The 24,809-nt window shown below is 56.2% G+C and carries 24 protein-coding genes and 1 riboswitch; of the genes, 12 read left to right on the top strand and 12 right to left on the bottom strand.

Annotated features, from left to right (window positions below; all coding sequences use genetic code 11):
* Positions 1 to 5: 5 nt before the first annotated feature.
* Positions 6 to 890, bottom strand: a complete 885-nt coding sequence (locus tag BLU70_RS09885; protein ID WP_040288686.1) for a substrate-binding periplasmic protein — start codon at positions 888 to 890, stop codon at positions 6 to 8.
* 190 nt (positions 891 to 1,080) lie between these two features.
* On the opposite strand from BLU70_RS09885, the gene BLU70_RS09880 reads away from it, so the two are divergent.
* From BLU70_RS09880 to BLU70_RS09855, 6 genes are all read left to right on the top strand, one after another.
* Positions 1,081 to 1,998, top strand: a complete 918-nt coding sequence (locus BLU70_RS09880) for a ketopantoate reductase family protein (RefSeq protein ID WP_074693351.1) — start codon at positions 1,081 to 1,083, stop codon at positions 1,996 to 1,998.
* Between the two features lie 20 nt (positions 1,999 to 2,018).
* Positions 2,019 to 3,263 carry an ATP-binding protein gene (locus BLU70_RS09875; RefSeq protein WP_244885177.1) on the top strand — a complete coding sequence of 415 codons (1,245 nt, stop codon included), beginning with the start codon at positions 2,019 to 2,021 and terminating at the stop codon, positions 3,261 to 3,263.
* A 197-nt stretch (positions 3,264 to 3,460) separates the two neighbouring features.
* Positions 3,461 to 3,682, top strand: a complete 222-nt coding sequence (locus BLU70_RS09870; protein WP_074693349.1) for a hypothetical protein — start codon at positions 3,461 to 3,463, stop codon at positions 3,680 to 3,682.
* Positions 3,683 to 3,787: 105 nt separating this feature from the next.
* Positions 3,788 to 4,225 (top strand): spore coat protein, encoded by a 438-nt coding sequence (locus tag BLU70_RS09865; RefSeq protein WP_006445975.1) that lies wholly within the window; start codon positions 3,788 to 3,790, stop codon positions 4,223 to 4,225.
* 17 nt (positions 4,226 to 4,242) lie between these two features.
* Positions 4,243 to 4,479 (top strand): hypothetical protein, encoded by a 237-nt coding sequence (locus tag BLU70_RS09860; protein WP_006445974.1) that lies wholly within the window; start codon positions 4,243 to 4,245, stop codon positions 4,477 to 4,479.
* Entirely contained in the window at positions 4,476 to 5,012 is a 537-nt protein-coding gene (locus BLU70_RS09855) for a spore coat protein (protein ID WP_052012197.1), read from the top strand. The genes BLU70_RS09860 and BLU70_RS09855 overlap by 4 nt, the downstream gene beginning before the upstream one ends.
* 55 nt (positions 5,013 to 5,067) lie before the next feature.
* Here BLU70_RS09855 and BLU70_RS09850 read toward each other — a convergent pair whose 3' ends face one another.
* From BLU70_RS09850 to BLU70_RS09825, 5 genes are all read right to left on the bottom strand, one after another.
* Positions 5,068 to 5,349 (bottom strand): hypothetical protein, encoded by a 282-nt coding sequence (locus BLU70_RS09850; RefSeq protein ID WP_074693348.1) that lies wholly within the window; start codon positions 5,347 to 5,349, stop codon positions 5,068 to 5,070.
* Positions 5,350 to 5,483: 134 nt separating this feature from the next.
* The gene (locus BLU70_RS09845; protein ID WP_074693347.1) at positions 5,484 to 7,019 is read right to left on the bottom strand and encodes a DNA polymerase/3'-5' exonuclease PolX; all 1,536 of its coding nucleotides are present in this window, start codon (positions 7,017 to 7,019) and stop codon (positions 5,484 to 5,486) included.
* A gap of 74 nt (positions 7,020 to 7,093) precedes the next feature.
* Positions 7,094 to 8,596 carry an ArnT family glycosyltransferase gene (locus BLU70_RS09840; protein ID WP_176780879.1) on the bottom strand — a complete coding sequence of 501 codons (1,503 nt, stop codon included), beginning with the start codon at positions 8,594 to 8,596 and terminating at the stop codon, positions 7,094 to 7,096.
* A gap of 97 nt (positions 8,597 to 8,693) precedes the next feature.
* Complete coding sequence (locus tag BLU70_RS09835) at positions 8,694 to 9,650, bottom strand: L,D-transpeptidase family protein (RefSeq protein WP_040288680.1); 957 nt, start codon at positions 9,648 to 9,650, stop codon at positions 8,694 to 8,696.
* 557 nt (positions 9,651 to 10,207) lie between these two features.
* Positions 10,208 to 11,215, bottom strand: a complete 1,008-nt coding sequence (locus BLU70_RS09825; protein ID WP_074693345.1) for an NADP-dependent oxidoreductase — start codon at positions 11,213 to 11,215, stop codon at positions 10,208 to 10,210.
* Positions 11,216 to 11,309: 94 nt separating this feature from the next.
* Here BLU70_RS09825 and BLU70_RS09820 point away from each other — a divergent pair, with 94 nt between their 5' ends.
* From BLU70_RS09820 to BLU70_RS09810, 3 genes are read left to right on the top strand one after another with little or no spacing between them, the layout of a single operon-like run.
* Positions 11,310 to 12,038: an ABC transporter ATP-binding protein gene (locus BLU70_RS09820; RefSeq protein WP_244885173.1), complete on the top strand. Its 729-nt coding sequence runs from the start codon at positions 11,310 to 11,312 to the stop codon at positions 12,036 to 12,038.
* A complete protein-coding gene (locus BLU70_RS09815; protein ID WP_074693343.1) occupies positions 12,035 to 12,784 on the top strand; it encodes an ABC transporter permease in 750 nt (249 codons plus the stop codon). Before BLU70_RS09820 ends, BLU70_RS09815 begins: the two co-directional genes overlap by 4 nt.
* Positions 12,785 to 12,787: 3 nt before the next feature.
* The gene (locus BLU70_RS09810) at positions 12,788 to 13,924 is read left to right on the top strand and encodes an FAD-dependent monooxygenase (protein WP_074693342.1); all 1,137 of its coding nucleotides are present in this window, start codon (positions 12,788 to 12,790) and stop codon (positions 13,922 to 13,924) included.
* Between the two features lie 17 nt (positions 13,925 to 13,941).
* Here BLU70_RS09810 and BLU70_RS09805 read toward each other — a convergent pair whose 3' ends face one another.
* The gene (locus BLU70_RS09805; protein WP_040288676.1) at positions 13,942 to 14,799 is read right to left on the bottom strand and encodes a bifunctional 5,10-methylenetetrahydrofolate dehydrogenase/5,10-methenyltetrahydrofolate cyclohydrolase; all 858 of its coding nucleotides are present in this window, start codon (positions 14,797 to 14,799) and stop codon (positions 13,942 to 13,944) included.
* Between the two features lie 77 nt (positions 14,800 to 14,876).
* A riboswitch (ZMP/ZTP riboswitch) is annotated at positions 14,877 to 14,957 on the bottom strand.
* 112 nt (positions 14,958 to 15,069) lie between these two features.
* Between BLU70_RS09805 and BLU70_RS09800 the strand changes: the two genes are divergently transcribed.
* The gene (locus BLU70_RS09800) at positions 15,070 to 16,230 is read left to right on the top strand and encodes an aminotransferase class I/II-fold pyridoxal phosphate-dependent enzyme (protein ID WP_074693341.1); all 1,161 of its coding nucleotides are present in this window, start codon (positions 15,070 to 15,072) and stop codon (positions 16,228 to 16,230) included.
* Between the two features lie 236 nt (positions 16,231 to 16,466).
* Here the strand turns inward: BLU70_RS09800 and BLU70_RS09795 are convergent, their stop codons facing one another.
* Complete coding sequence (locus BLU70_RS09795) at positions 16,467 to 17,594, bottom strand: N-acetyldiaminopimelate deacetylase (protein WP_074693340.1); 1,128 nt, start codon at positions 17,592 to 17,594, stop codon at positions 16,467 to 16,469.
* A complete protein-coding gene (dapD, locus tag BLU70_RS09790; RefSeq protein WP_074693339.1) occupies positions 17,591 to 18,295 on the bottom strand; it encodes a 2,3,4,5-tetrahydropyridine-2,6-dicarboxylate N-acetyltransferase in 705 nt (234 codons plus the stop codon). The genes BLU70_RS09795 and dapD overlap by 4 nt, the downstream gene beginning before the upstream one ends.
* Before the next feature lie 331 nt (positions 18,296 to 18,626).
* On the opposite strand from dapD, the gene gnd reads away from it, so the two are divergent.
* Both gnd and BLU70_RS09780 read left to right on the top strand, forming a co-directional pair.
* On the top strand, positions 18,627 to 19,523 hold the full coding sequence (gnd, locus tag BLU70_RS09785; RefSeq protein WP_006445957.1) for a phosphogluconate dehydrogenase (NAD(+)-dependent, decarboxylating): 897 nt from the start codon (positions 18,627 to 18,629) through the stop codon (positions 19,521 to 19,523).
* A gap of 139 nt (positions 19,524 to 19,662) precedes the next feature.
* Positions 19,663 to 20,691: a LacI family DNA-binding transcriptional regulator gene (locus BLU70_RS09780; protein WP_244885172.1), complete on the top strand. Its 1,029-nt coding sequence runs from the start codon at positions 19,663 to 19,665 to the stop codon at positions 20,689 to 20,691.
* Between the two features lie 11 nt (positions 20,692 to 20,702).
* Here the strand turns inward: BLU70_RS09780 and BLU70_RS09775 are convergent, their stop codons facing one another.
* The 3 genes from BLU70_RS09775 to BLU70_RS09765 form a co-directional block, all read right to left on the bottom strand.
* Complete coding sequence (locus BLU70_RS09775; RefSeq protein ID WP_083341242.1) at positions 20,703 to 22,148, bottom strand: gluconokinase; 1,446 nt, start codon at positions 22,146 to 22,148, stop codon at positions 20,703 to 20,705.
* Positions 22,149 to 22,175: 27 nt separating this feature from the next.
* A complete protein-coding gene (locus tag BLU70_RS09770) occupies positions 22,176 to 23,435 on the bottom strand; it encodes an MFS transporter (protein ID WP_074693336.1) in 1,260 nt (419 codons plus the stop codon).
* Positions 23,436 to 23,768: 333 nt separating this feature from the next.
* Positions 23,769 to 24,686: an alpha/beta hydrolase gene (locus BLU70_RS09765; protein WP_244885170.1), complete on the bottom strand. Its 918-nt coding sequence runs from the start codon at positions 24,684 to 24,686 to the stop codon at positions 23,769 to 23,771.
* Between the last annotated feature and the right edge of the window lie 123 nt (positions 24,687 to 24,809).

Genomic DNA, 24,809 nt, shown 5'->3' with positions numbered 1-24,809 from the left:
TATCGTTATTGAGCGCCAAACCAGTACGTATAAATCTTGTTGTAAGTTCCGTCCTTTTTCATTTGGGCAATGGCCTTTTTCACCTTCGCGTCGAGGCTGGCATTCTTTTTGTTGATACCGATGCCGACAGGCTCGGACAGGAACGGTTTACCTGCTATTTGATAGTTGTTCGGCTGTAGATTCACGTAGTAGCGACCGACCACTTCATCGACGACACAGGCAGCCAACCGGCCATCAGCCAAGTCCTGAAATGCGTCTGGGAAGGTGTTGTACTCCTTGACGTCGATGCCACCTTCTTTTTGAAGGGCATCTTGACTTGTGGTGCCAATTTCAACGCCGACTTTCTTTCCTTTCAAATCGGCAATGGTCTTGATGTTGCCTGCATGTCCTTTTTTCACGACGATGACTTGGCCGAAGCTCATGTAGTCGACAAAGTCGATTTGCTTTTCGCGCTGCGGCGTATCGTTCAAGGTTGAGATGACCATGTCGTATTTGCCTGCTTTCAGGCCTTCGACGATACCATCAAAGGACGTCGGCTTCCAGACGACCTTTTCGTGTAAGTACTTGGCCAAGGCGTCGCCGAGATCGATATCGAAACCAATCAGTTTGTTCGGGTTGCTTGGATCGGTATACTCCATCGGCGGATACGTATCGTCGACAGCAATCACGACTTGTCCAGGCTTTGGCATGGCATTGGGATTGACGACAGCGTTTAAGCCAAGTGCCGACGTTTTGGTCCCCGAAATGGAGGCGGCACCCGCATTTGCGGTGTTGGAAGTTGTATTGGTGGAACTGACCGTATTGTCGGACGAAGCCGCAGTGCCACAACCTGTGACAAGCGCACAGACGAGGGCAGCTGCAGTGGTCAAAGACATGATGGATTTTTTCACATTTTCACCCCTATGAATTCTAGTCTGCAAAATTATAAATACAAACTTCGGTTTTATGCAATTGTCCACGTACATTATCCTGACACAGAATGCAGAAAAACATGCGGTGACAGGACGCATGTATCCTAATCTGTAGATGTTTGGGCTTGCACCGTGTCGTATGCTAGAGATGGAGAAAGGTGAGTTGAGAATGGAGCGAATTCGCCGCGTTTCGCTGATTGGATTGGGGGCGGTTGGAACTGCTTACGGCAGTCGACTGCTCGTGGCTCCAGAGACAGAGTTGAGCGTGGTTGTTGACCAAACACGCAAAAGCCGATACTGCGAGCGTCCTGTTGTGGTTAACGGCCAAGAAATCGCGTTTCCTTATGTACTCCCGGATGCAGATGTGGAACCGGCTGATCTGATTCTGATTGCGGTTAAATACGATGGTTTGGAACAGGCACTGCGCGATATACGCAGGCAAGTCGGGCCCAACACCATCTTCATGTCTCTGTTAAACGGTATTGCAAGTGAAGATGACATCCGCGCTGCCTACCCGCGCAATCCCATCCTGCATGCCGTCTGCATCGCCATCGATGCCGTTCGCAACGGCAGAGATGTGACGTTTAGCAACCTGGGCTATATCAGCTTTGGGGATGCGTCGGGCGAACAAGCAGAAGCGGTCGAGCGTGTGCGTGAACTGTTTGAGCGCGCAGGCATTGGCTATGAAATTCCCGAGGATATTTTGCACACTATTTGGTGGAAATTTATGGTCAATGTTGGCGTTAACCAAACATCGGCGATTCTGCGAGCGCCCTACGGGGTTTTTCAGCAATCTACAGACGCGCATACGGTCATGGCGATGGCCATGCGCGAGGTGATTGCCATCGCACAACGGCTTGGCATTGATCTTTCAGAAGATGATATCGCTCGTTTTGATGATGTGCTACATGCGATGGCACCAACCGGGAAAACGTCGATGTTGCAAGATGTCGAGGCCAAACGAAGCACCGAGGTTGAACAGTTGGCCGGGAAGGTATGTCAGATTGGGCGTCAGCTAGGCATACCCACGCCGGTCAATGAGGTTTTGTATCACGCAATTCGGGCAATCACGTCCGCTTCTCCGTGAGACGGTTACGCGTGGACCGCATGGCGCCGGCGGTGTACACCTTGTATTTTATCGTGGCCGCGCTCGTGTGGCACTTTGGAGCAAACTATATGCTATCTAGCATTTACGGCAAGCAATGGCCCGGATTCTCGGTTTGGCTTCGGTTTGTCGGAATGCTCGCGATAGGCGCCGTCTGTACGTACAGCTTATCGCGGCAAGCGCGCCGACTTGAATTGGAATATCGAACGTTTCTGGATGATGCGCCATTTCCTATCTTCGTGCACCTCGCTGGTCGCTGGGTATACGCCAATCGGGAAGCGGTATGGATGCTCGGTGCGGCTTCCGTCGAGCAAATCTTGGGCAAACCGGTTTTCGATGTGATCCACCCAGATGATGTCGATGAGGTTCGTCGCGAGATCGAATGGATCATGCGAACTGGAGCAGCCAGCAAACCTTTGCTTGAACGGCGCATGCGCACGTTCGACGGGCGCGAGATTGTCACGGCGTTGCTCGCGCGCACCATTCGCTATCGCGGACAGACCGCCATCATGTCAGCGCATCTTGACGTCACCGAGCGCAAGCGTGCCGAAAGTCAACTGGCGCAAGCGCAACGGATGCTTTACGATGCGGAAAAGCTGTCCGCTTTGGGCCAATTGGCGGCGAGCGTCGCACACGAAATCCGCAATCCGTTGACGGCGCTCATTGGCTTCACGAAGTTGATGCCACAGGCGGCACCTGAGGATCGTGTGCGTTACTGCGAAATTATGGAGTCTGAGCTTCAGTCGATTCAGGCCGTTGTCGGGGAGATGCTGCTGTTCGGCAAGCCGCAGCCTATTACGCACGGTCAACTGGACGTCCGAAAGCGCTTGGAGGAGTCGATCGCGCTGTTGCACGCGCAAGCGAACATGCATAGCGTCGAGATCGTCCGGCAAATCGGGGATGAACCCTTATGGACGACAGGCGACTCCAATCAAGTAAAGCGTGTTTTTATCAATGTGATGAAAAACGCGATTGAGGCGATGCCGCAGGGCGGGCGTCTATTTGTGCGTGCGTTTCGGCACGATGGCCAGGTGGTCGTCAAATTTACCGATGAAGGTCCAGGCATGACATCTGAGCAACTCGAGCGCATTGGCAGTCCGTTTTATTCGACGAAGGCGAGTGGCAATGGACTTGGCATTTTGATTTGCCGGCGCATTCTTGAAGAACACAAGGGGTCGCTTGAAATCGCGAGTAAGCCCGGTAAAGGGACGACTGTGGTGATTCGACTTCCAGTCCCATCCGAATAATTAATATAAAGGAAAAGTGTGCAAGCGTGCGGTTCTTTTCAGGGCCGCACGTTTTTTTTGTGCATAGGCGACCCGGTTTCTCGCATTGGCGATTCCACCATCAACCATTTTAACGGGTCAGTGGGACGGCCGTCGTGGACAGGATGGCTATGTCTGCATACTGTAGCTCGACATCTGAGTCTAAGGAGGCATCTCTCATGCACGACATGGACAGTGTGACGAAAAACCTGACGGATTTACTTATTGAGGACGTGTTTCGCAAGCACGACATCTCGCAAGCGAAACGCAAGCCCATCTCGCCCGAAGAGCGGGACAAACTGCGCGATCTCGTTCATACGCTGCAGGCACAAGTCGAGGACTTTCTGCAATCGCAAAAGGTATCCTCAAGTGAGGACGTAGAGACGAAGCGAAAGAAATGACGCACGGCACGGGAATTTGGCGAGTTTGTCCTAGGGAACCTGTCCTTTACGGCTTATTAGGAAACTCCATACAGTGTGGTAATTCCACAGAAGGAGTGAGGAACATTGGCAACCAACACAACTTGGTCTGCACTCGATCCACAACAGGCACATCCATGTGCTACAACACTTGGCGGGGTCTCACAGGGAGCGACGGAATCGGCTCGCACAGAGCAGCTCAACGATGAGCACATTCTGATTAAGGACTCGTGTGAAATTACCGTCACCACGGTCGACACACAGGCGGCCGTAAATCTCCAGGTGGCCATTCAATTGGCTATTGCACTCGTGTTGAGCATCGCGATCGCCGATGGCAATGAAGCCAACAACATCGCGCAGGACTTGCTTGAACGAATCCGGACTCGCCAGAGCATTAAACAACGCACCGTCATCGAGAATTCCCGCAATGTGACGGTCACAGCGACGGCAACGGAAGCAAGTGTCAATATCCAAGTGCTGCTGCAAGTGCTTTTGGCGCTCATTGCAAAGCTTGAAATCCTGTGATTGGCGGAGGGGAGCGTATGCACGAAGCGGAACCCAACCAGCGGCTGGAGCGCATCCGCGCTGTATTGGAAGAGGCATATCGCGACGCCATGGCACGCATGGGAATGCCGGAGTCCAATGCAGAGGAAACGGATCCTGCAGCGTCCACCGCGGGGAGCGAAACGAAACCTAGAAGGCGGCTTGTTTGGGCGTTCCAGAAGCAGACCCTCGTCGAGGGCCGCGCAAACGGCCAAGAAGGAGGCATTGTTCTGTGAAGGGGAAAAACAAACACCGGCATGTCCGGCGTCGGCGACATGACAACCGTATGCCGCTGCTTAACGCAGGACGCACAACGGTTCGCCCTATGGCATCGGATTTTGACTACGACGTCGACAAGTCGTGCGAGTTGCCGCAGGCCGAATTGCCATTAGGGGATCCCGGCATCGCACAGAATGCGATTCTCGAAATCGACGACAACGAGTCTTCCATTCTAGACATCATTGTAAAAGACTCGGCAAACGTCGAAATTAACAGCCACGACTTGCAAGCGGCTCTATCGCTGCAAGCTGCTCTTGAATTAGCCTTGGCGATTGTTCTCAGCGTGTCCGTCGCTGATGGGAACGCGGCTTCGCAGGTGACGGAAGACCTGCTCGCACGGATCTGCACAGCACAGCGGATTCGCCGCGTGATTCGCGTCGACAACGCGTATGCAGTGCGCGTTCAGGTGGTTGCAACGGAGCTGGCCGTCCAGCTACAGTTGCTGCTGCAAGTGTTGGCGGCTATTGTCGCCAAACTGGAAGTGGCCTGAGATTTCGACGCGTGGCAATGGCCGTCTCCATACTGTGGCGGCCATTGCCGGCGGCTCAGTACCTGTCGTCGACAGGCATTTTGAGTTCCCCGCGCAAAGCGAGATCGACATCCATTTGAATGGCATCGTCAATTCCACTCATTCGGGTTTTGTAGAACTTGCGGCCTACTGCATAAATTTGTTCTCGTAAGGCATTGTCGTCGGGACGAGCCTGCAACTTTTCGAGTAATGCAAAATAGTCATCGCTTGGCCTGTCGGACCTGCGCAACCAGTTAAATAGCCACAGACAACCTCCGATGATGATGATAACGGCAATCACCCAGTATACGAACTTCATCACAAAGCCCCCTAGCTTCGTTGTCTATCCGCTGTTGGCGGCTCACAACTGCTAGTCTACAGGTTTTCCATCTGCAGGTCAGGAGCTATCATGCGAAATTCGGACATCTGCCACACCTTTGTGATCAACTGCATCTATCTTTTGACCGATGCCTGCATCCGTCGCGCGTCGAGTCGCTGTTTAAGCTCTGCATAGGACAAGGTATTGGGCACTTGGGCCTTGGGTAGCCACCCCCGGATACCCATGCGGACGCCATAAGTGATGTTATTCATCTCGCCGGGCTCGTGCGCATCCGTGTCGATGGGGATAGCAATACCAAGCTTCACCGCCTTGCGAATCCATTCATCCCAGATGTCAAGGCGATTTGGATTGGCATTTAGCTCAATCATCACGCCATGGCGCGCTGCAGATGCAAGCACCTGTTCCGTGTCGACCGCGTAGCCGGACCGCTTGCCAATCAGCCGGCCATGCATGTGGGCCAAGATGTGCACGTATGGATTCGCCAAAGCGCGCAGGATGCGCCGCGTCATCGTATCGCGCGATTGCGTGAACACGGTGTGGATGGAGGCGATCACGATGTCGAGATCGGCAAGCACCTCATCAGGGAAGTCGAGCCTTCCGTCCGCCAGAATGTCGACTTCCGAGCCGTGCAAGATACGGACTTTGGCGCGCCGGCGCACTTGTTCGATCTCGCTGCGTTGACGCCGCAAATCATCCGGTGTCAAGCCATGGGCGATGGTGAGCGACTGCGAGTGATCCGTCACAGCGATATACTCGTAGCCCATGCGTTCGGCGGTCTCTGCCAATTCGGCAATGGTCAGCGAGCCGTCGCTCCACGTGCTGTGCATGTGCAAATCGCCGCGAATATCCGTTTGCTGTATGAGGAAGGACGGCGATTGCAGCATGCTTTCGCCTTCTCGCAGCTCAGGCGGCAACCAGGGCAAGCCAATGCGGGCGTATAGTTCCGCCTCAGACGCAATCGGAATGGATTCTGTTTCGCGATGCATAAGTCCCACTTCGCTCCATGTCAAAGCGGCCTCTGCCAAAAGTTTCGTGACGACTTCGACGTGAGTCGGATCGCCGGTGCTTTGCAACAGTGCCGCCGCAAACGCCTCCGGTAATGCGACGTGGATCAGTACCGGCAATTCGTCCGCACCACGGCCTGTCGTGCAGCGGATGGTTGCGATGGCCGATGGATAATCGGCAGGCATGCGTGTCACAGCTCCAGCCTTCTGGCACCACGCATCAAGGGCGGATCGATCCGCACATGCAACCACGAGTTCGATACACCGATTCATGGCCGCAAGGCGTCGCACGCTGCCGGTGACGGATACAGCCGTGACACCGGGGAGGTTCGCCAATTCTGCACAGATGGCGTCTGCTTGCGGAGCGGCGAGGGCGATGGGCCAGCTGTGGCGACGTTCGAGTAGGACAGGGAGATCTCGTTGCCAGCGATCGACGGTGTTGTGACCATAGGACTGGAATGTGCGCGGCGAACGGGTCACAGCTTCCGCCAAACCCTCGAGCGTTGCAATGCGATGACGGCGATATAAGTCGGCGGCAATCTTCGGGCCGACGCCGGGCAACTCACACAGTTCTGCGACTTCGCGAGGGACGCCAAGGCGTTGTAAGGCTTCTGTCGGATCTGGGCGGCGGTGGCGATTGGGCATACAGTACCTCCGATTGGCAAATGGATTGCTCGTGCATGTAAGGAGTCAAAGTCTTCACGGATTCGCAATGTATTTTAAGCGCGGCCGTCCTTCGTCATTCCACGCGGCGGAAGCCAGGCCAGTAGATGGCCATCGCGGACTTGCGTGCCATATTGCTTTTTGAGCCACTCGGATAAGTCCGGATATGCCCTAGGGTCTTCGATCACGGCGACACCCGCACCGACTTTCCACTTCTGCTGAAGCCATTGTGCATAGGCAGCGGTTTTGTCGCCGCCGTACCAGCGCCAACCGCCCCGTTTCGCATAGTCAAACAGAATGGGACTTGATGCGACGAGGGCGATACCTTCGTTGGCGGGAAGCTCGGCCTGCAACTGCCTTCCAAGCCGATACGCGGGCGCTTCTGCTGGCTGATAGTAAGTCGGGGTTGCCACAACGCTTATTGTCACAGCGCCACAGACGATGGCAGCAGCCATCGTGCGCAATGGCAGGCGGTGGGATCGCCACAATTGCCATAGACCCAAGCTGGCGAGCATCGCGGCCGGCACGGTGAGAACGATGTAGTAGTAATGCAAGGCATTGTGCGTAGCGACCCAGGCGGTGAAGAGAAAAGCGCCGCTCAGCCAGGCTGCAAAGGCTTGACGAAACGGGGCAAGGGCGTTGGGGCATGCACAAAAACAGCCATATAAAGCGGCTGGCGCGACGGCGAGGCCGACGGCTGTCGTCGCCCCAAACCAACCTGCTTGCAGATACGTTTGTGGATGAAAGACGTCGCCAAGGTGTTGTAGCAAATAGGCATGTGTATCGCCTGTGATGAATGCGTGTGCGGCCTGCTTGCCTTCGTACGCGGTATAGAACCAGGTGATGGCGATGGCGACGAAGACGGGTACCCAAGTCCTTGCGCGGGCGAGGATGCTGAAACCCTGTTCTCCGATGACGACAACCGCCAAGGCAGGAAGAACGGTTGCGGATGGGAGTTTTGCAAGCAACATCAGGCAGATTGCCAGTCCAGTTACAATGGATCTTTCCCAGGTAGGCTTTTTTGCATAGCAGACTGTGGACCACACGGAAAGCAACATGCCCGTGGTCATCACCACTTCTGGCATGAGGGCTTGTCCATAGTAGATGTCATAGGGAGTCAGCAGATACATGGCCGCTGCCGTGCGGGCAATGCCGACGGGTGCAGAGAAGGCGCGGGCCACTCGATAGCATAACCATACGTTGCAGCTAAAACAGGCGTCCGGAATGAGGTGGAGAAGCCATATATGCCAACCGAGAACGTGCACCAAGCAGGCTGTGAGCCAAGGTATGATTTGTAGTTCGAGTTGTACCCGCTGTGGGCCCAGACCATCGTAAAAGACAGCAGGATGGAGGATGTTCATCGAGTTATGGACAAAGTGGTAGACAATACTCTCTTCGTCCGTTTGTCGCCAGGCGTCAATAGAAATAAGCGGCATGTTGAGAGTAGGCAGATGTATCAAGATAGAGATGAAAAGTAGTGCAAACAACGGCCAGTCGAGACGTTTTTGATGATCCATCTCATTGCTCGGCTGGCCGTAAGCAAGGGTCGTTTTGGTCATGATGAGCTCCTTGAACGTATAGACACCTTTACGTTGCAAATCTCTGAAAGAGATTGCGCCCATTCTACCAAATCAACCTGTTATCGAGCTAATGTATTTAGCTTTGGATGGTGACGAGCGTACCAATATGGATGTATGAGAACACCTTTTCTGCAATGCTGAGCGGCAATTCGACACAGCCAAGGCTTTGCGGATAGCCATAGCCAGCGCGAACGAAGCCGTGGATGGCACAGCCTCCATCAAAGTAGCTCACATAGGGTACACCTGGGTCATTGTAGGGAACGCCGTTTGGATCCTTACCGCGCATGTCCTGTGACAGATATTGCGCAAATACCGGGAACGTTCCGATAGGAGTTGGCGAAGCAGCAATACCCGTATTGGCGAGCGTCGTCAAGACCACTTTCCCGTTTTGCCAGATGCGCAGCGTCTCCGGTCGTGCCTCACTGACTGTGATATACGTATACGGCTGCAATGAGGCCGCCTGATCCGAGAGCAACGCCTGTTTCAACGCGCTGTCCACCTGTGGTCCTGCAATGCCGTCCACCGCCAGCCCGTGTGCGGACTCAAAAGCCATGATGGCGCCTTCTGTGATCGCTGACACAAGGTTCGGGTTCCACAGATGCACGAGGCTCTGTGGTTCTGTGGCCTTCCATGACCATGAGCCGGCTATCGGCGTCAACGTGCCGGCGGCAAGCGCAAGCTCGAGCTGCTTGCACACGGCTTGCGAGCTTTCGCCATTTGTTGGTTTGAATGTCAACGGCAGCAGATTTAACTCCGCCATCGCCTCGTTCATCCAAAGAGCCGCATTGCCTGTCGATCCGATGGCGATAATAACTGGTTTTGGCCGTTGCGGTACGTTTGCCTGTTCGAGCTTGGTGGTTGTATGACTTGTCGCGTGGGTCGTGACACTTGATGCGCTCTTTGTCGATGCCGTCTGGGCTGCAAGGACGGGTTGTAAGGAGGCGCTGTCGTCTCCCGACATGCCCCAAGGCGTGAGCCACACCGTAGCGGCAATCACCGCTGACAAACAACGTGTCCACCATGTTTTGCGCATCTGCCATCTCTCCATCCTGCGTCCGTTCTGACCGGAAACAACTGTATGTTGTGACGTATTGTTCATGTCGCGAATACTGCAGCTTTCAGTCTAACAAGGTCTGTGCGTCACATGCTGTCGAACGCCGCGTCATCAACGCTTATTTCTATTCAGTGACGCTCGGCCATTTGCGTGCTATAATCATATCCTCGAAAGAACGTGTCGCAGTTTGGGGGGCATTTGCGATTCGCACCATGTCCGGAGTTACCAAGGTTCTGTTGACGCTACTGACGGTCGGTATTCTGTTTGCGTTCAACTTCGAATTGGTTGGCGTCGTTGCGTTTCGCTATTTGTACTCACCGCATCCTTTCCTTGGAAAATACGTGTTTCTCGCGCTTCATTGTGCACTTGGCGGGGTACTTACCCTTTGGATGTATCGTCAGTTTTTTCATGATCATCTTTGGTACGGCTCTAACAAAAGGCACGGGTGATCTGGATTGCAGATTTGAAGCGGAAAAAGGGCAAGCCGTGAGACATGCGGCTTGCCCTTGGTTTTGACGAAATCCTTCGCAATGAGCTTATTCGACTTCCACAATCAGCTTGCCAGTATTGATACCGGTGAACAGCCCCAAAAATGCTTCGATGGTTCTGTCGAAACCCTTGATAATGGTCTCTTCAGACTTCAATTTACCATCGTTGTACCATTTCGATAGCTGAGCCATGCCCTCCGGAAAACGGGCGTGGTAATCTCCCACGATAAACCCTTGCATCTTTGCCTTGCGTGTGAGCAAGATGGGCGCAATACGGGGACCAACGTCAGGCTCGGAAAGATTGTACAATGAGATCTGACCGCATACTGAGATGCGTGCAAAGTCGTTGATTCGTTTCATCACCGCGTCCGTGACCGGGCCACCCACGTTGTCGAAATACACATCGACTCCGTCGGGACATGCCCTCTTCAAGTCCTCATAGAACGTAGGCGATTTATAGTTGACGGCCGCATCAAAGCCAAGTTCCTCGGTCAGATATCGGTTTTTGGCGTCCGATCCGGCGATTCCGACCACACGGCAGCCAAGGATTTTTCCGATTTGCCCGACGACCATACCCACGGCGCCAGCGGCACCCGAGACGACGACAGTCTCGCCTGGCTTCGGATCGCAAATATCGATGAGGCCGAAATACGCCGTCAAACCGGTCATGCCGAGTAACCCAAGGGCAAGTGTTACAGGTTGTGGCACAGGATCGAGCTTGCGAACCTTTTCAGCTGCAAGGAGGGCGTGTGTCTGCCAGCCCGTCTGCGTGAGCACGAGGTCTCCAGGTTGTAAGTGAGAAGCGCGCGAGGCGATAACTTCGCAGATGGCACCACCGGAAATCGGCTCATCGAGGCGATAGGGCGGCACATACGATTTGACGTCATTCATGCGCCCGCGCATATAGGGATCGACAGAAAGATAACGCGTTTTGACCAGTACCTGTCCGTCGGCAGGCTCACCGAGGGCGACCGTTTCCGTGCGGAAACAATCTTGGGCTGGCGTACCGGTAGGGCGCTTCGCCAACACAATACGAGAGGCTTGTGTGTCAGACATCAGGAACACCTCCATTTGTCGTGCACGACCAAGTTGTTTGCAACAGTCTTGCACCGAGCCAGTATACAACATGAAAAGGACGGAGGAGAAATCTGTGAATGAAGTGGCGATACACATGGCGGACGTCGGATATCAAAGCGGCGATAAGTGGTTGCTGCAAGGTGTCACTGCAACCTTGGCAAGAGGCCGTACCGCGGCCGTGATCGGCCCATCAGGTGCGGGCAAGAGTACACTGTTGTCACTATGCAATCTGTTGCGTACGCCGACTGCAGGGCGGATTGAGGTGGATGGTCAGGACATCCGCGACTGGCCGGTGCAACGATTGCGGCAAAAGGTCGGAATGGTGTTTCAAGCCGCCACGATGTTTCCGGGCAGCGTCGAAGACAACGTGTTGTTTGGGCTGAAACTGCACAATCGTCCGTTGACGGATGCGGGGCGGCTTCTCGAACTGGTCGATCTCCCACGAGAATTACTGACGAAACCTGCGAGCGATCTCTCCGGTGGCCAGCAACAACGTGTCGCTTTAGCGAGGACGCTCGCGATGGAACCGGAAGTGCTGCTACTTGACGAAGTCACCTCGGCGCTGGATGTGCATGCAAAGCGGGAGGTAGAAGAAACGCTGCTTGAAATCCGATCCCGCTTGCATACCACGATGCTTTGGGTGACACATGATTTGCGCCAGGCTCGGCGAGTGGCGGACGATATATGGTTCTTGACAGCTGGGCGCTTGGTCGAGGATGGACCTGCCGAGCGCCTGTTGGTGGAACCTGCGACTGCGGAATTGCGATCGTTTCTTGCCCAAGCAGAGGAGGGGGAAGCGTGAGTTATCTGTCACTCTCATTCACGCTGCTGTTTGTCGTCGTGTCACTCGTGCTTTCGCTGTGGTTGCGCCTTGGCGTCGAGCGCGACATCGTGATCGCAGCGGTGCGTGCGGCCATTCAGTTGCTGGTGGTTGGATACATACTGAAGTTTGTCTTTGCGTCGCATCAGACCGTTTTTATCTTGCTCATGGTCGCACTGATCATCGCAGTGGCGGCATGGAATGCACGCGGCCGTGCAAAGGGCATCCCCGGTGTCATCTGGTCCATTCTCATAGGCCTCGTCGTCACCGAGATCGTTACCCAAGGGCTGTTGCTGGGGATTGGCGTTGTGCCGTTTCAAGCGCGATACGTCATCACCATCACGGGGATGATCATCGGCAACTCGATGGTCGCCGCAGGTCTCCTGCTCAACCGGTTGCAACGCGAAGTGGAGAATGGGCGCGCGGAGATTACGGCTGTCCTGGCACTTGGGGGTAGTCCCAAACAGGCCATATACCCTCGACTGAAACAGGCCATTCGCGCGGGTATGATTCCGACTATCGACTCGACGAAAACGACAGGCCTCGTCCAATTGCCTGGCATGATGACTGGCCAAATCATCGCAGGGGCAGATCCGGTGCAAGCCGTTCGCTATCAATTGATGATCCTCTTCTGTATTTTGGCGGGATCGGCCATGACGAGTATTGTCATCGGCTTCTTAACGTACCCAAAGCTATTTACGGCCCATCAGCAATTGCGGGAGGGGTGAAACTTGACGGCTCGCGTGGCAATTATCGGGGCGGGCATTGCGGGCTTCGCCGCAGGGCTTGCGTGTCGGCAGCTTGATATCGAGTTTCAACTTTTCGATGCTGCCGCAGATCCATTGGCTGGTGGCGCGGCGATCACGCTGTGGCCAAACGCCCTTCGCGCCTTAAGCGAACTTGGCATAGGCGATTTGGGTAGCGGAGTTGCAGCAAACGCCATTACCCAAGGGGGAATTGCAACCGATTGGGGAGCAGTGTTGTACCAGTTGCCGCTGGATTGGATGCGGAAACAGTATGGATGTTTTCCGGTCTGTGTCAGGCGCGATGTTTTGCTGCTTGCCATGTATGAAGCACTATCGCGGCCGAAAATCGCTCACGCACGCGTGCAGACGGTCTTGGAGCAGACAGATGGCGTGATGGTCGAGGGATCGCATGGAAGATTCGCGTATGATGCGGCTGTTATCGCGGATGGCATTCATTCGCAAGCCCGACACCATATCCATCCCGTACAACCGCGGCCGACGCGCTATACGGCATGGCGTGGGATGGCCCAGGGGCCTGTGGTCGATCCGGCAACCATGTGGGAGTATTGGGGAGAGGGTGTTCGCTTTGGCTACGCATCCATTTCGCCGCATGCAACCTACTGGTTCGCGACGGTGAATCATCGGCTCCTCGGCGGTCAGGATGCCAGTTGGGACGTCGCGCGGCGGCTTTTCGCTGGCTTCCCAGCGCCTGTGCGCGCATGCATCGCGGCAACGCCGGACGCAGATGTCTTGCGCCATCGCGTTCAAGACCTCCCACCAGGCTGCCCGATGGCCCAGGGGCGCATGGTGCTCATGGGTGATGCGGCACACGCCATCACGCCGAATCTGGGATTTGGCGGCGCGCTGGCGATGGAGGATGCGGCGACGTGGTTGTACGTCGTACGCAATGTCGGTATCTCCCCGGCGGCGTTTCGCATCTATGCAGCCCAGCGACGAAGGAGGGTTCGCGAGATGGCTTATGCGACACGGCAGTTTGGCGATGTCATGCAGTGGCAAAATAAAGGCATAGCCCATATGCGAAACACCGTGTTTCGAATCGCGGCGCCCATCGCCGGTCGTCTGCTGTGGCGGCGGTTGCTTGGGTCAACTGGCCGACCGTGAGAAAATCCGTGCCATCTTTATAACATGCCTGCATCGTGCTGTAGCTTCATGCCATGCATGAGATTGGCAAAGATCTGAACGGTTGTTACAGCTCCGACGCCGCCAGGCGTGGGTGTGTAGGCCTTGGTCAAGGGCGCCGCTTCGGGAGCGAGATCGCCTTGTACTTCGCCGTCCTCGCCTTGCGAAATGCCGACGTCAACGACAGTCAGGCCTTCGTGAACCATCTCCCCATGCAACAAGCCACCTTTACCGACAGCCACGATGGCGATCTCGCTATTTTGCAAGTGACTTTTGACATCGCGCGTGAATTCGTGACATGCAGCGACGGTTGCACCTTCGGCGATGAGCAGGTGCAACAGCGGCAAGCCAACTGTCTGGCCGCAGCCGACCAGCGTGACGTCGGCACCTTGAAGCTTGTAACCATAGTGCTTCAACAGGCGAATGCAGGCGAGTGGCGTGGCCGGGTACAAGGCGGCCTCCGGCGTGGGTTTGGCAATGGAGTGGCATGGGGAGAGGCCATCGACGTCCTTAAGTGCGTCGATGGCGCTGACGACCCGTTGAACATCGACGCCACGAGGCAATGGCATCTCAATCATGATGCCGTGGACCAGCGGATCGGCGTTCAACGCTTCGATGCGGCGAATGAGCTCATGCGTGTCGCACGCTTGTGGCAAGCGAACAATCTCGAATTCGACGCCAAGGCGCTCTGCTGTGCGCCGCTTTTGTGCAGCATAGACGCTGGAAGCGGGATCATCGCCGACGAGCAGCGTAACCAGCTTGGGTTGAATGCCACGAGCTTGCCATGTCGCGGCCTCAGCGGCAACGTCTTCACTGAGCGCCAATGCGACCGGCCGACCAAGTAACTGTTCTGCCATGTCTACCCCTCCTGCAAACGTATCCGCGTTTGTCTATGTTCAGTATTCCTGTATATACGCAAAAGACCGCCTGGGTAACGTTCTGCCCAGGCGGTCGACTGTTTTCGCTGTGCTTCCTCGTGGTGCTCCACGCAAAGCCGCCAGTTACACAGCGCTGTGATTGTCGTTTCGTGTTACGCTATCCACAGTGAATATAACAGCGATCGCGGCGGCCTGCAAGCGCCCGGCACGGTCAAATGCCGGCACAACTGCCGCGAAGGAGGATTTGACGTGGAGTTTCAATCGCGCACACAAGCCATTCAGATTTCGGGGATTCGCAAGTTTTCTGAGCTCGTCGCCAAGTACCCGGATGCCTTGTCGCTGACCATTGGCCAGCCGCACTTGCCGACTCCCGAACACATTCGGATTGCCGCGCAAGAGGCCATCGCACAGGGGGATACGGGCTATACGCCAAATCGCGGCACACTGGCGTTGCGCGAGGCCGCCGCGGCTTATTATCGCCGTCTCGTGGGTCTCGATTACGATCCCGAAACTGAAATACTCGTCACCGTCGGGGCCACGCATGCGCTTGATGTCGCCATGCGCACGCTTGTGCAGCCGGGCGACGAAGTCATTATTCCCGCGCCTGCCTATCCGGGCTATGAGGGTATCGTCAAACTGCTCGGTGCCCAGGTGGTCTACGTCGATACGCGACAAGACGGGCTGTTGCTCACACCAGAAGCGCTGCGGCGGGCTATATCGCCGCGCACGCGGATGGTCATCCTCGCGTCCCCGGTCAACCCGACCGGCGTCGTTTATCCTTTGGAGCGGTTGCAGGCCCTGGCAGAGGTGCTGGCCGACACCAAGGTGTGGGTGATATCGGATGAGATATACTGTGAACTGCAATTTACCGGCCATCTGCAAAGCGTCGCTTTGCTTCCTGGCATGCGCGAGCGCACCATCGTCATCCACGGCCTGTCTAAATCACACAGTATGACCGGCTGGCGCATTGGCTTCGCGTTTGCACCCGCACACGTGGCCGCGGAGATGGCCAAGGTTGTCCAATATGGCGTCAGTTGTGCGTCCTCCATCAGCCAACGCGCTGCGCTTGCCGCGCTGACCGAGGGGGCTTGCGACGCCCGTCCGATGCGCGACTTGTATCGCCACAATCGCGATCTCGTCGTCGCCGCGTTTACCGCCATGGAGATCCCACTCGTGCGCCCGGACGGTGCGTTTTACGCATTTCCCGCCTTCGCCCTTGCGCTAGGTGACACGTCAGAGAACATCGCTCACCGATTGCTCGCCGAGGCAGGTGTCGCCGTCGTTCCAGGCGACGCTTTCAGTGCGTATGGCGAGGGGCATGTCCGCCTTTCGTACGCATGTGATCCCGAAGTGCTGCGCGAAGCGCTTCGCCGCATCGAGGCCTTTGTCGCCAAAGAACGCCGGGCGTGATCGCAAAAAAGCCAACCCCTGCGTATGAAACGCGTGGGGTTGGCTCAAGCTAAGCCCGAATTCCGATCCGGTTGGGGGCGAAGCGATGCGATCCAAGTCGAGAAAAACGCAAGTCGCCGTTGGCGCCGTGATTTTTGCCCTGCTTGCCATCCTCGTCATGCTGTCGAGCGTGCACCGGTACTTCATCGAACATTGGATGTGAGTGCAACGCCCGCGACGAGTATGCATTCATCGAATCAGCGGTAGCCGCGCTCGCTGAAATACGGAATAAGGACGCGCAGCGCCGTATCGATGCACCGTTCGTCGGGCAGCATTTTTTCATGGTGCAGTCCGTACGGCGTCGACGCGCCCAACCAGAACAAGAAACCGGGAATCTCCTTTAAGAAATACCCAAAGTCCTCGCCGGTCATCGCCGCTGGCACCTCGCGCACGACGGCTAAATCTCGTTTGCTGACAAAGTCCATAAACGATTGCGTCAGTTCCTCATCGTTAAAGACCTGATAATAATTTGCACCGTAGTCGATTTCGGTCGCGCATCCAAACATTTCACCGATACCCGCCACCAAGGCCTCAATCCGCTGTTTGATGCGTGGCATCGTAGCCGCCGCAAGTGTGCGAATCGTCCCTTCAAGCCGCGCTTTACCAGCGATGATATTCTGCTTCGTGCCAGACTCGAGGCGGCCAATCGTGATGACCGCCGCGTCGAGCGGATCGACATTGCGTGCCACAATCGATTGCAACGCCGTAACCAGATGCGCTCCGGCGACCACCATGTCGTTGGCCCGGTGCGGGTACGCCGCATGGCCACCTTGGCCAACGAGATCGATAAAGAGCTCCGACGTGTTAGCAAACAGGATGCCCGGCCGGATGCCGATCTCGCCGACTGGCAAATCCGGCTGCACGTGCAGAGCAAAGATTTTTTCCGGGCGCACAGCTTGAAACGCCGTACTTGCCAGCATCGGCTGTGCACCGCCAGGGCCTTCCTCAGCCGGCTGGAAGACGACAACCAGGTCGTCCTTCGGCTGCACGTGCGCGAAGTGATCGACCAGACCCAGCGCGATCGCCATGTGTACATCGTGCCCGCACGCATGCATCATGCCGTCGTGCGTCGAGGCGAAGTCACAGCCGGTTTCCTCGCGAATTGGCAGGCCGTCGATGTCACAGCGGTAACCAATGCGCGCTGTGGGCTCAGACCCGCGGATATGGACGATGATCCCCGTGCGCCAAGTCGCAATCGATAGATGTTCCATCGGCAGCCCGTTTAACAACGACAGCAAATACGCCTGTGTCTCGTACTCTTGAAAGCCAAGCTCTGGAATGCGATGAAGGGCCCGCCGCGCCGCGTGAACGTCAATTCGGCTCATAGGCGCCGCAGTTCCTCTTTCAGCTCAATTTTTTTGCTGTCGACGTCTTCAATCCGCTTGATGACCCGCGCGGGCACGCCAGCAACCACCGTTCCTGGCGCCACATCCTCGATCACGACGGCGCCCGCCGCCACCACGGATCCTTTGCCAATGCGCACGCCTTCCAAAACGACCGCGTTGGCACCGATGAGCACGCCATCTTCGACAATGACTGGCTGTGCCGACGGTGGTTCAATCACGCCAGCCAACACCGCACCGGCACCGATATGGCAGTTGGCACCGACCGTTGCCCGGCCGCCGAGAATTGCGCCCATGTCGATCATCGTCCCAGGCCCGACTTCCGCGCCGATATTCAAAATGGCGCCCATCATGATGACCGCATTCTCGCCGATTTTCACTTTGTCGCGGATAATGGCGCCAGGCTCGATGCGCGCCGGAATGTCCTTGGTATCGAGAAGTGGAATGGCGCTATTGCGACGATCCGCCTCGATTTCAAAATCCTCAATCACTTCGCGGTTCGCTTCGAGCAGTGCCGCGATGTCACTCCATTCACCGAATACCACTCCCGCTTTCCCGTCGACGAACGGTCGCACGGTGGCGGGGAATTGAATGTGTTCCAATTGGCCACGAAGATATACCTTCACAGGTGTCTTCTTCTTGCTTTCTGCGATAAAGCGAATGATCTCTTCAGCTGTTTGCATGGTTTGAACTCCTTTGTCAGCTTCTACTGCTCGCTCGGAAGTAGCCGTGCGCAGCATGTGGTATGATAGAAGTTGTGTGCAGGAGGAAGCGCCAAGGGCGTTCGCAACGGCACAAAGAAAGACGCGGGCCGAAAGTACTCGTTATATGGTTCGCCACGTGCCAAGTATATCGCGCAAACCTGCTTGTGGAACAGCGTTTGTTGCAAGGTACATATCTGCGTGATCGCAAATCGGCGCTTCTGTCCAGTCGGCCGTTGGTATAGGGAGAGGACGCGGCCGGGACACTGAAATCAGAAAGACAGCTGACTAGGAGTAGGAAAGGGTGTTCTCTATGCAAGTCGGGCTTATTGGGCTTGGCAAGATGGGGCATAACTTGGCCCTCAACATGATGGATCACAATCACAAGGTGGTTGCGTTCGACCTCGACAAGAACGCCGTTGCGCGCTTGGCCGAGGCGGGGGCGACGCCAGCCGAATCGATTTCCGATTTGGTGTCCAAACTGGAGTCTCCGCGTATCGTTTGGTTGATGGTACCGCACGGCAAGCCGGTCGACAACCTGATTGATCAACTGACGCCACTGCTCAGCAAGGGCGACATCATCATCGAGGGCGGGAACTCGTACTACAAAGAGAGCGTCCGCCACGCTGAGGAATTGTCCAAGCAGGGGATTTACTTTTTCGACGTCGGGACGTCGGGCGGTATGGAAGGTGCCCGTCACGGCGCTTGTTATATGATTGGCGGCGACGCCGAAGTCTTCAAGACCATCGAGCCGCTGTTCCGCGATACGGCAGTGCCAAACGGTTACGTGTACACGGGACGTGCTGGCAGTGGCCACTACTGCAAAATGGTGCACAACGGCGTTGAATACGGCATGATGGCTGCCATTGGCGAAGGTTTTGAGGTGCTCGAAAAAGGCCCGTTTGATTACGACTTTGCGGAAGTCGCACGCTGCTGGTCGAACGGTTCCGTCATTCGCGGCTGGCTGATGGAACTCACCGAAAAAGCGTTCCGTGCCGATCCGCGCTTGGATCAAATCAGGGGTGTCGTGCACTCGTCTGGCGAAGGTCAATGGACGGTGCAGGAGGCCCTCGACATTCAGGCGGCGACGCCAATTATCGCGATGTCTTTGCTGATGCGCTATCGTTCGCAGGAGGACGATACGTTTACGGGCAAGGTACAGGCGGCGTTACGCAACCAGTTCGGCGGCCACGCAGTCGAAAAGGTGTAAGACCTGCGGCGGGATCGATAGATGGGCGTTTGAAACGGGGGATCAACCACTTGTTCAAACGGTCCGGATAATGGACATGCAGGCGGTGGATTCATTCTACCGCCTGTTGTCATAGGGGCTGGCGATGGGGGAACAGAATGTGGGAAAACGGGTGACCATTCAAGATGTGGCGGATCGCGCTGGTGTGTCGATCACGACGGTTTCTCGCTATGTAAATGGGCGTTACGAATCGATGAGCGAGAAGACGCGGGAACGCATTCGCGCGGTGATCGAAGAGTTGGGATACCGGCCGAATGCGTTGGCGCAAGGCTTGAAGGCGAGCCGCACAAAATCGATTGCGGCTGTCGTGGTCAACATGAGCTATCCGTTTTGTGTAGGTTTCTTGCGCTCTCTCAGCCTCATCCTGACACAAAGCGGGTACCATCTCATCGTCAGTGAAACGGGCGGTGACGCGGCCATCGAGCGAGACGTCGTGCAGTCGCTGTTGGCGCAGCGCGTCGAGGCGATGGTGTTGCAGACTGGGGGAGAGAATGGCGATTTGCTCGCGGCGATGGCCGAGCAGATGCCAGTTGTCTTGGTGGACCGGGCTTTTGCTATTGAGGGTACGCATACCATCGCGACCAACAATCGTGAGGCCTCTCGCGAAATGGCTTTACACTTGTTCAATCGAGGTTATCGCCATGTGGTCTACGTGACCGAAGACGAAGCTGGGATTCCCACTCGCGTCGAGCGCCTGCAGGGTTATGAGGACGCATGTGTGGCCCGAAAAGCCGACGCGACGGTGGTTCATGTCAATCGCCAGAATGTTGGCACGATGGAGCGAGCTGCACGGGCCGTACGTGAGATGGCAGAAGCCCATAAGGGTGAGCCGATTGCCGTCTATACGGCAAACGGCCTCATTATGATGCAGTTATATCGGTTGTTGCGCCAATTGCCCTTAACAGTACCGGGAAAGCTAGGGATGGCCACGTTCGACGAACCGGATTGGGCGCAACTCGTCGACCCAACCCTGACGTGCGTGCGCCAACCTGTCGAAGAGATGGGGGCAGAGGCTGGGCGCCTTCTGCTGAAGCGCGTGAATGGCAGCGAAGCGGCCAGTGACGAACCGGCAGAAGCCGCCCATATCATCCTTCCATCGCACATCGTACCGGGCGGATCGACCTTGTAGCTATGGCCTTCTCAGAGTAACTTTCGCACCAGTTCACGCCATTGTTTGTAACGGCGGTGTACCTGTTGTGAAGCCTTTGCATCCACCTTTGTCGGTAGCAGTTGGAGCGGTGGAGCGGCCAAGGCCAATCCGGCGCGGCGGGCGGCCACCATGGCGGCGCCATAGGTCGCACCGTCGATTTCAGCTTGCGTGGCAAGTGGCAACTCGAATAAGTTAGCAATCCATGACAACACCCACGGTTGTTGAAACAGTTTTCCCGACACCAGCAGCAGTTCTGGCTTTCCTCGCTGCTTCACCAGTTGTTGCGCAATCCAGTACGCATTAAAGAGAATGCCCTCGATGGCGGCTCGCATGAGGTGCGGTTGGCGATGGTAGACTTTGAGCCCGACGAACGCGGCGCTCGTCGTCTCGTCCCAAATCGGCGCTCGTTCGCCTGTGATGTAAGGAACGCAATAGAGGTCGTCGGCCTCTGTCGTTCCGGCCTCTGCACAGAGAGCGGGAAACTTTTCCGCAAACCCCTCTCCACTTTCGGATAACACATTGCGGTACAGCCAATCGAGAACGACCCCGCCGCTATTGCTCGGCCCGCCTAGAACGAAGCGATGATCATCCAAGATGTAGCAGAATGACCGGCTTTCCAAATCTGTCGACGGCTCGTCGTGACCCGTGCGCAGAGCCAGGCTGGTGCCAAGTGTCAATACCATGACGCGGCCATCGATGGCGCCAGCGGCCAACGACGCGAGGACTCCATCTGAACCGCCGATGACACATAGGGCCTCATCGGCGAGCGGCAATTGGTCCGCAAAAGGCAAAGTCGAAGCGGGCCGAGCGAAGTCGACTGGAACCAAGGTCGACAACGCACTGCTGTCAATGCCCGCGTATGCGAGTGCGGGAGCGTACCATGTGCGCGTTTGGATGTCGAGCAAGCCGGTGGCAGAGGCCATGGCGTAGTCGACCTCCCAGGTGCCAAACCAACTGTGCCAAACGTATTCTTTAATGGACACGAAGCGCCTGGCCTTTGCAAACAACTCAGGCTGGTCCGCGTGTAGCCAGGCCAGCTTCACGACCGGCGCCATGGCGTGGACGGGCGTGCCGGTGTGTCGGTACACATCCTTGCCCAACTCGGTTTGCCACAAGGCTTGTGCCTGTGCGTGTGGGCGCGCGTCCATCCACGTCATGGCCGGGGTGAGGGGGGTATTGTGGTCATCGAGCGCAATCAGGCTGTGCATTGCGGCACTGATGCCAATCGCCGCAATGGCGGCGCCTTGTGCGGCGAGATCGGCAGCCAACTCCGTCAGTGTTGAGGTTGCTGCGCGCACGATGGCCTCGGGATCCTGCACCGCCTGCCCGTGCGTATCGGTATGTGTCTCCATCAACGTCGAACGGCTGGCGAGTTCCTCGCCAGCCAGCGTATATGCGACAACTTTGAGCGACGTGGTGCCCATGTCGAGCCCCACGATACACAGGTTGCTGTTCAGTTTGGGTCACACCCTTTGTTCTGGGATCTGGTCAATTTTACCGAGCATGAATACGTAACACAAGATACCAAGGACAAGCACGATGCCCGCGATGACAAACGCCGATTCAAACGAGCCGGTGCGCTGCACGACGAAGCCAGTGACGATTGGCGCGACGATGCTCATCAGGTTGTTGATAAAGTTCATGATGCTACCTACAGTACCGACCGTCCCTTTCGGCGCGATCAGCGATGGAATACTCCAACCGATGGGTGCGGAGAATGCGAGACCGCCAAGCGCAATGGCAATCCAAATGACAGCGACATTCGGATTCGACGTGAAGGCTGCTGGGATAACGGCCAGACCCAAAATCATACCGATGACGAGCACTGTTTTCCGCACGCGCGTAACATCATGGCCGCGCTGAATCAGTTTGTCGACGAGCCAACCGCCGATGAGCAAGTCGGTGATGGTCGCGACGAGCCACGGACCCGCGGTGTACCAGCCGGACTTAAGAATGGACATATGCATTTGCTTCTCAAGGTAGCCGGGCAGCCAGGTCAGGAACAGGTAAAATGAATATCCGTAAGCGGCAAAACCCAGTGTTAAGCCCCACACTTTGCGCTGGCGCAACAGGTAGGCCAAGTTACGGCCAACGCCGCCTTCCGCCTCGCCGACCTCTTGGGCACCACCCTCGCGCAGCAATTGCGCTTCTTCAGGGGACAAGCGCGCCTCTTTCGGATCGCGATAAAAAATCCAGTACGCAATCAGGTAGAGAACGCTGAGGATGCCGGTGAACCAAAAGCCGCCTTTCCAACCCCACTGTGTAATGGCCCAGGCGATGAGCGGTGTGCCAATGACGTTGGAGAACTTCGCTGCAGCATCGAAGAGCGATGTTGCGAGTCCGCGTTCGCGCACAGGAAACCAGTAACCTGTCGCTTTAGACGCCGCGGGAAAGACCGGCGCTTCGGCGACACCGAGCAGCACGCGCGATAGAATGATGAGTCCCATGCCGCTGACAAGCGCGGTCATAAATGTGGCGATGGACCAAATGATACCGCCAATTCGGTTGAGCCATTTGACGCCGACCTTGTCGAGCAAGGCGCCGACTGGCAACTGAAACGCCGCGTAGGACCAGCCGAATGCCGAGAGAATAATGCCCATCTGTGCATCATTTAAGTGGTATAGATTGGATAGTGGCTGTTGCGCGACAGACAGGTTTGTCCTGTCAAAGTAGTTGATGAGGACGCCAATGCCGATTAACAGGCCAATGCCCCACCTTTTCATGATGTTCCCCCTCTTTCGTTGCGCCATGGGCGCTTTTTTACAATTTCCTCAAGGCCGCTGCCACATCCGCGAGCGTGGATGGCATCCGACGCAAGCGGAAATGAGCGGCATGCGCAAATAAGGAAAACGTTTTACGAAAACGTTATACATAATCTACGATAGTTTGCGCACAGATGCAATGAGATTTCGTGGAAAGGGTTTTCTCGGATGCTGTTTGATCAATGCGGATGGCTTCGGGCGGCCTGGTGGTATTCCGAAGAACGGAAGGGGAAGTTACGGTATTCCAACCAATGCCGCCGAATCAGGAAGTCGTCTGCGTCATGCACGCACAATTCAACGTGTGCGAGGTAGATAAGTGGAGAAGAATTGTACAACTCGGTGGAGATAGGGGCCCGGCTCGACGTCATAAGCGCCGACGTGTACGGCCTTGGGTACGAGCCACAATCTGTCTTCTGGGTTGTGCTTCAATTCTGCGTAGATTTCCTCGCTATTTTGCATCGGGATCGTCGTATCGGCTTCACCTGCAATCAGCAGAATCGGTCGCGGCTTGGCAGAGGCGAGATCGCGCAACGGATCGACCGCAGTCGGATCGAGGTGAAACACGTGTTTAGCCTCCCAAAAAATCTCCGCGTCAAACGGAAAGGCAGGGAGGTGTGTCCACGTCCCCATATTTTGTTGCAAATAGGTTTGCAGATTGGCGAAGGGACTGTCGGCAATCGTCGCACCGACGCTTGGATCGAGCGCGGTCGCCTCGAGCGCCGTCGAAGCACCCATCGAATAGCCGATGATACCAATTTCAGCGTATCCGTGGGCGTGTGCGTAGTCGATCGCGCCCAGCAAATCGCGCACCTCGTACTCGCCAACGCTCACCTCGTTGCCAGGGGAATTGCCTTCATCGCGAAAGTCGAACATGAGTACCGCGAAGCCTGCATCATGCAACGCCTTGGCGACGGGCAGAGCAGGGTGATCCAGAATGCGGTTCTGCCTGTATCCGTGTGCCTCAATTACGATGCGATCCGTTTTTGTCGCGGCCGGAATGAGCCATCCGGAAAGCGATAAGTGATCGATGCGGGAGGGGAAACGGATGTTTTGATAGGCCAATCCATCGATCGCAGGCGTTTCGGTTACCGGTTTGCGCGCGGGGTGTGTCAGTTGCTTGCAGACAACGTAGGAAACAGCCAGCGTTGCAACCCATGCGACGAATGCCAAAAGGAGAACAACCATCGCCGAGATGCGCATCGCCTTTCGCACAAATGTCACCACCTAATGGATAAATCATATTCGCAACTCGGCCGCGCCCGGCGCCATAACCGGGCAATCATGCCGTTAGGCAATGGCGAGCGGCCGAGTGGACACATTCTTTATGCATGAGTC

Source organism: Alicyclobacillus hesperidum (assembly GCF_900107035.1).
Classification (GTDB): Bacteria; Bacillota; Bacilli; order Alicyclobacillales; family Alicyclobacillaceae; genus Alicyclobacillus; species Alicyclobacillus hesperidum.
Note: the sequence above shows the minus strand (reverse complement) of the source record. Positions and strands in the feature narration are given on the sequence as shown.

Coding starts and splice junctions, on each gene's coding strand:
- BLU70_RS09880 (WP_074693351.1), top strand. CDS start 1,081: ATGGAGCGAATTCGCCGCGTTTCGCTGATTGGATTGGGGGCGGTTGGA.
- BLU70_RS09875 (WP_244885177.1), top strand. CDS start 2,019: ATGGCGCCGGCGGTGTACACCTTGTATTTTATCGTGGCCGCGCTCGTG.
- BLU70_RS09870 (WP_074693349.1), top strand. CDS start 3,461: ATGCACGACATGGACAGTGTGACGAAAAACCTGACGGATTTACTTATT.
- BLU70_RS09860 (WP_006445974.1), top strand. CDS start 4,243: ATGCACGAAGCGGAACCCAACCAGCGGCTGGAGCGCATCCGCGCTGTA.
- BLU70_RS09850 (WP_074693348.1), bottom strand. CDS start 5,349: ATGAAGTTCGTATACTGGGTGATTGCCGTTATCATCATCATCGGAGGT.
- BLU70_RS09845 (WP_074693347.1), bottom strand. CDS start 7,019: ATGCCCAATCGCCACCGCCGCCCAGATCCGACAGAAGCCTTACAACGC.
- BLU70_RS09840 (WP_176780879.1), bottom strand. CDS start 8,596: ATGACCAAAACGACCCTTGCTTACGGCCAGCCGAGCAATGAGATGGAT.
- BLU70_RS09835 (WP_040288680.1), bottom strand. CDS start 9,650: ATGCGCAAAACATGGTGGACACGTTGTTTGTCAGCGGTGATTGCCGCT.
- BLU70_RS09825 (WP_074693345.1), bottom strand. CDS start 11,215: ATGTCTGACACACAAGCCTCTCGTATTGTGTTGGCGAAGCGCCCTACC.
- BLU70_RS09805 (WP_040288676.1), bottom strand. CDS start 14,799: ATGGCAGAACAGTTACTTGGTCGGCCGGTCGCATTGGCGCTCAGTGAA.
- BLU70_RS09795 (WP_074693340.1), bottom strand. CDS start 17,594: ATGAGCCGAATTGACGTTCACGCGGCGCGGCGGGCCCTTCATCGCATT.
- dapD (WP_074693339.1), bottom strand. CDS start 18,295: ATGCAAACAGCTGAAGAGATCATTCGCTTTATCGCAGAAAGCAAGAAG.
- gnd (WP_006445957.1), top strand. CDS start 18,627: ATGCAAGTCGGGCTTATTGGGCTTGGCAAGATGGGGCATAACTTGGCC.
- BLU70_RS09770 (WP_074693336.1), bottom strand. CDS start 23,435: ATGAAAAGGTGGGGCATTGGCCTGTTAATCGGCATTGGCGTCCTCATC.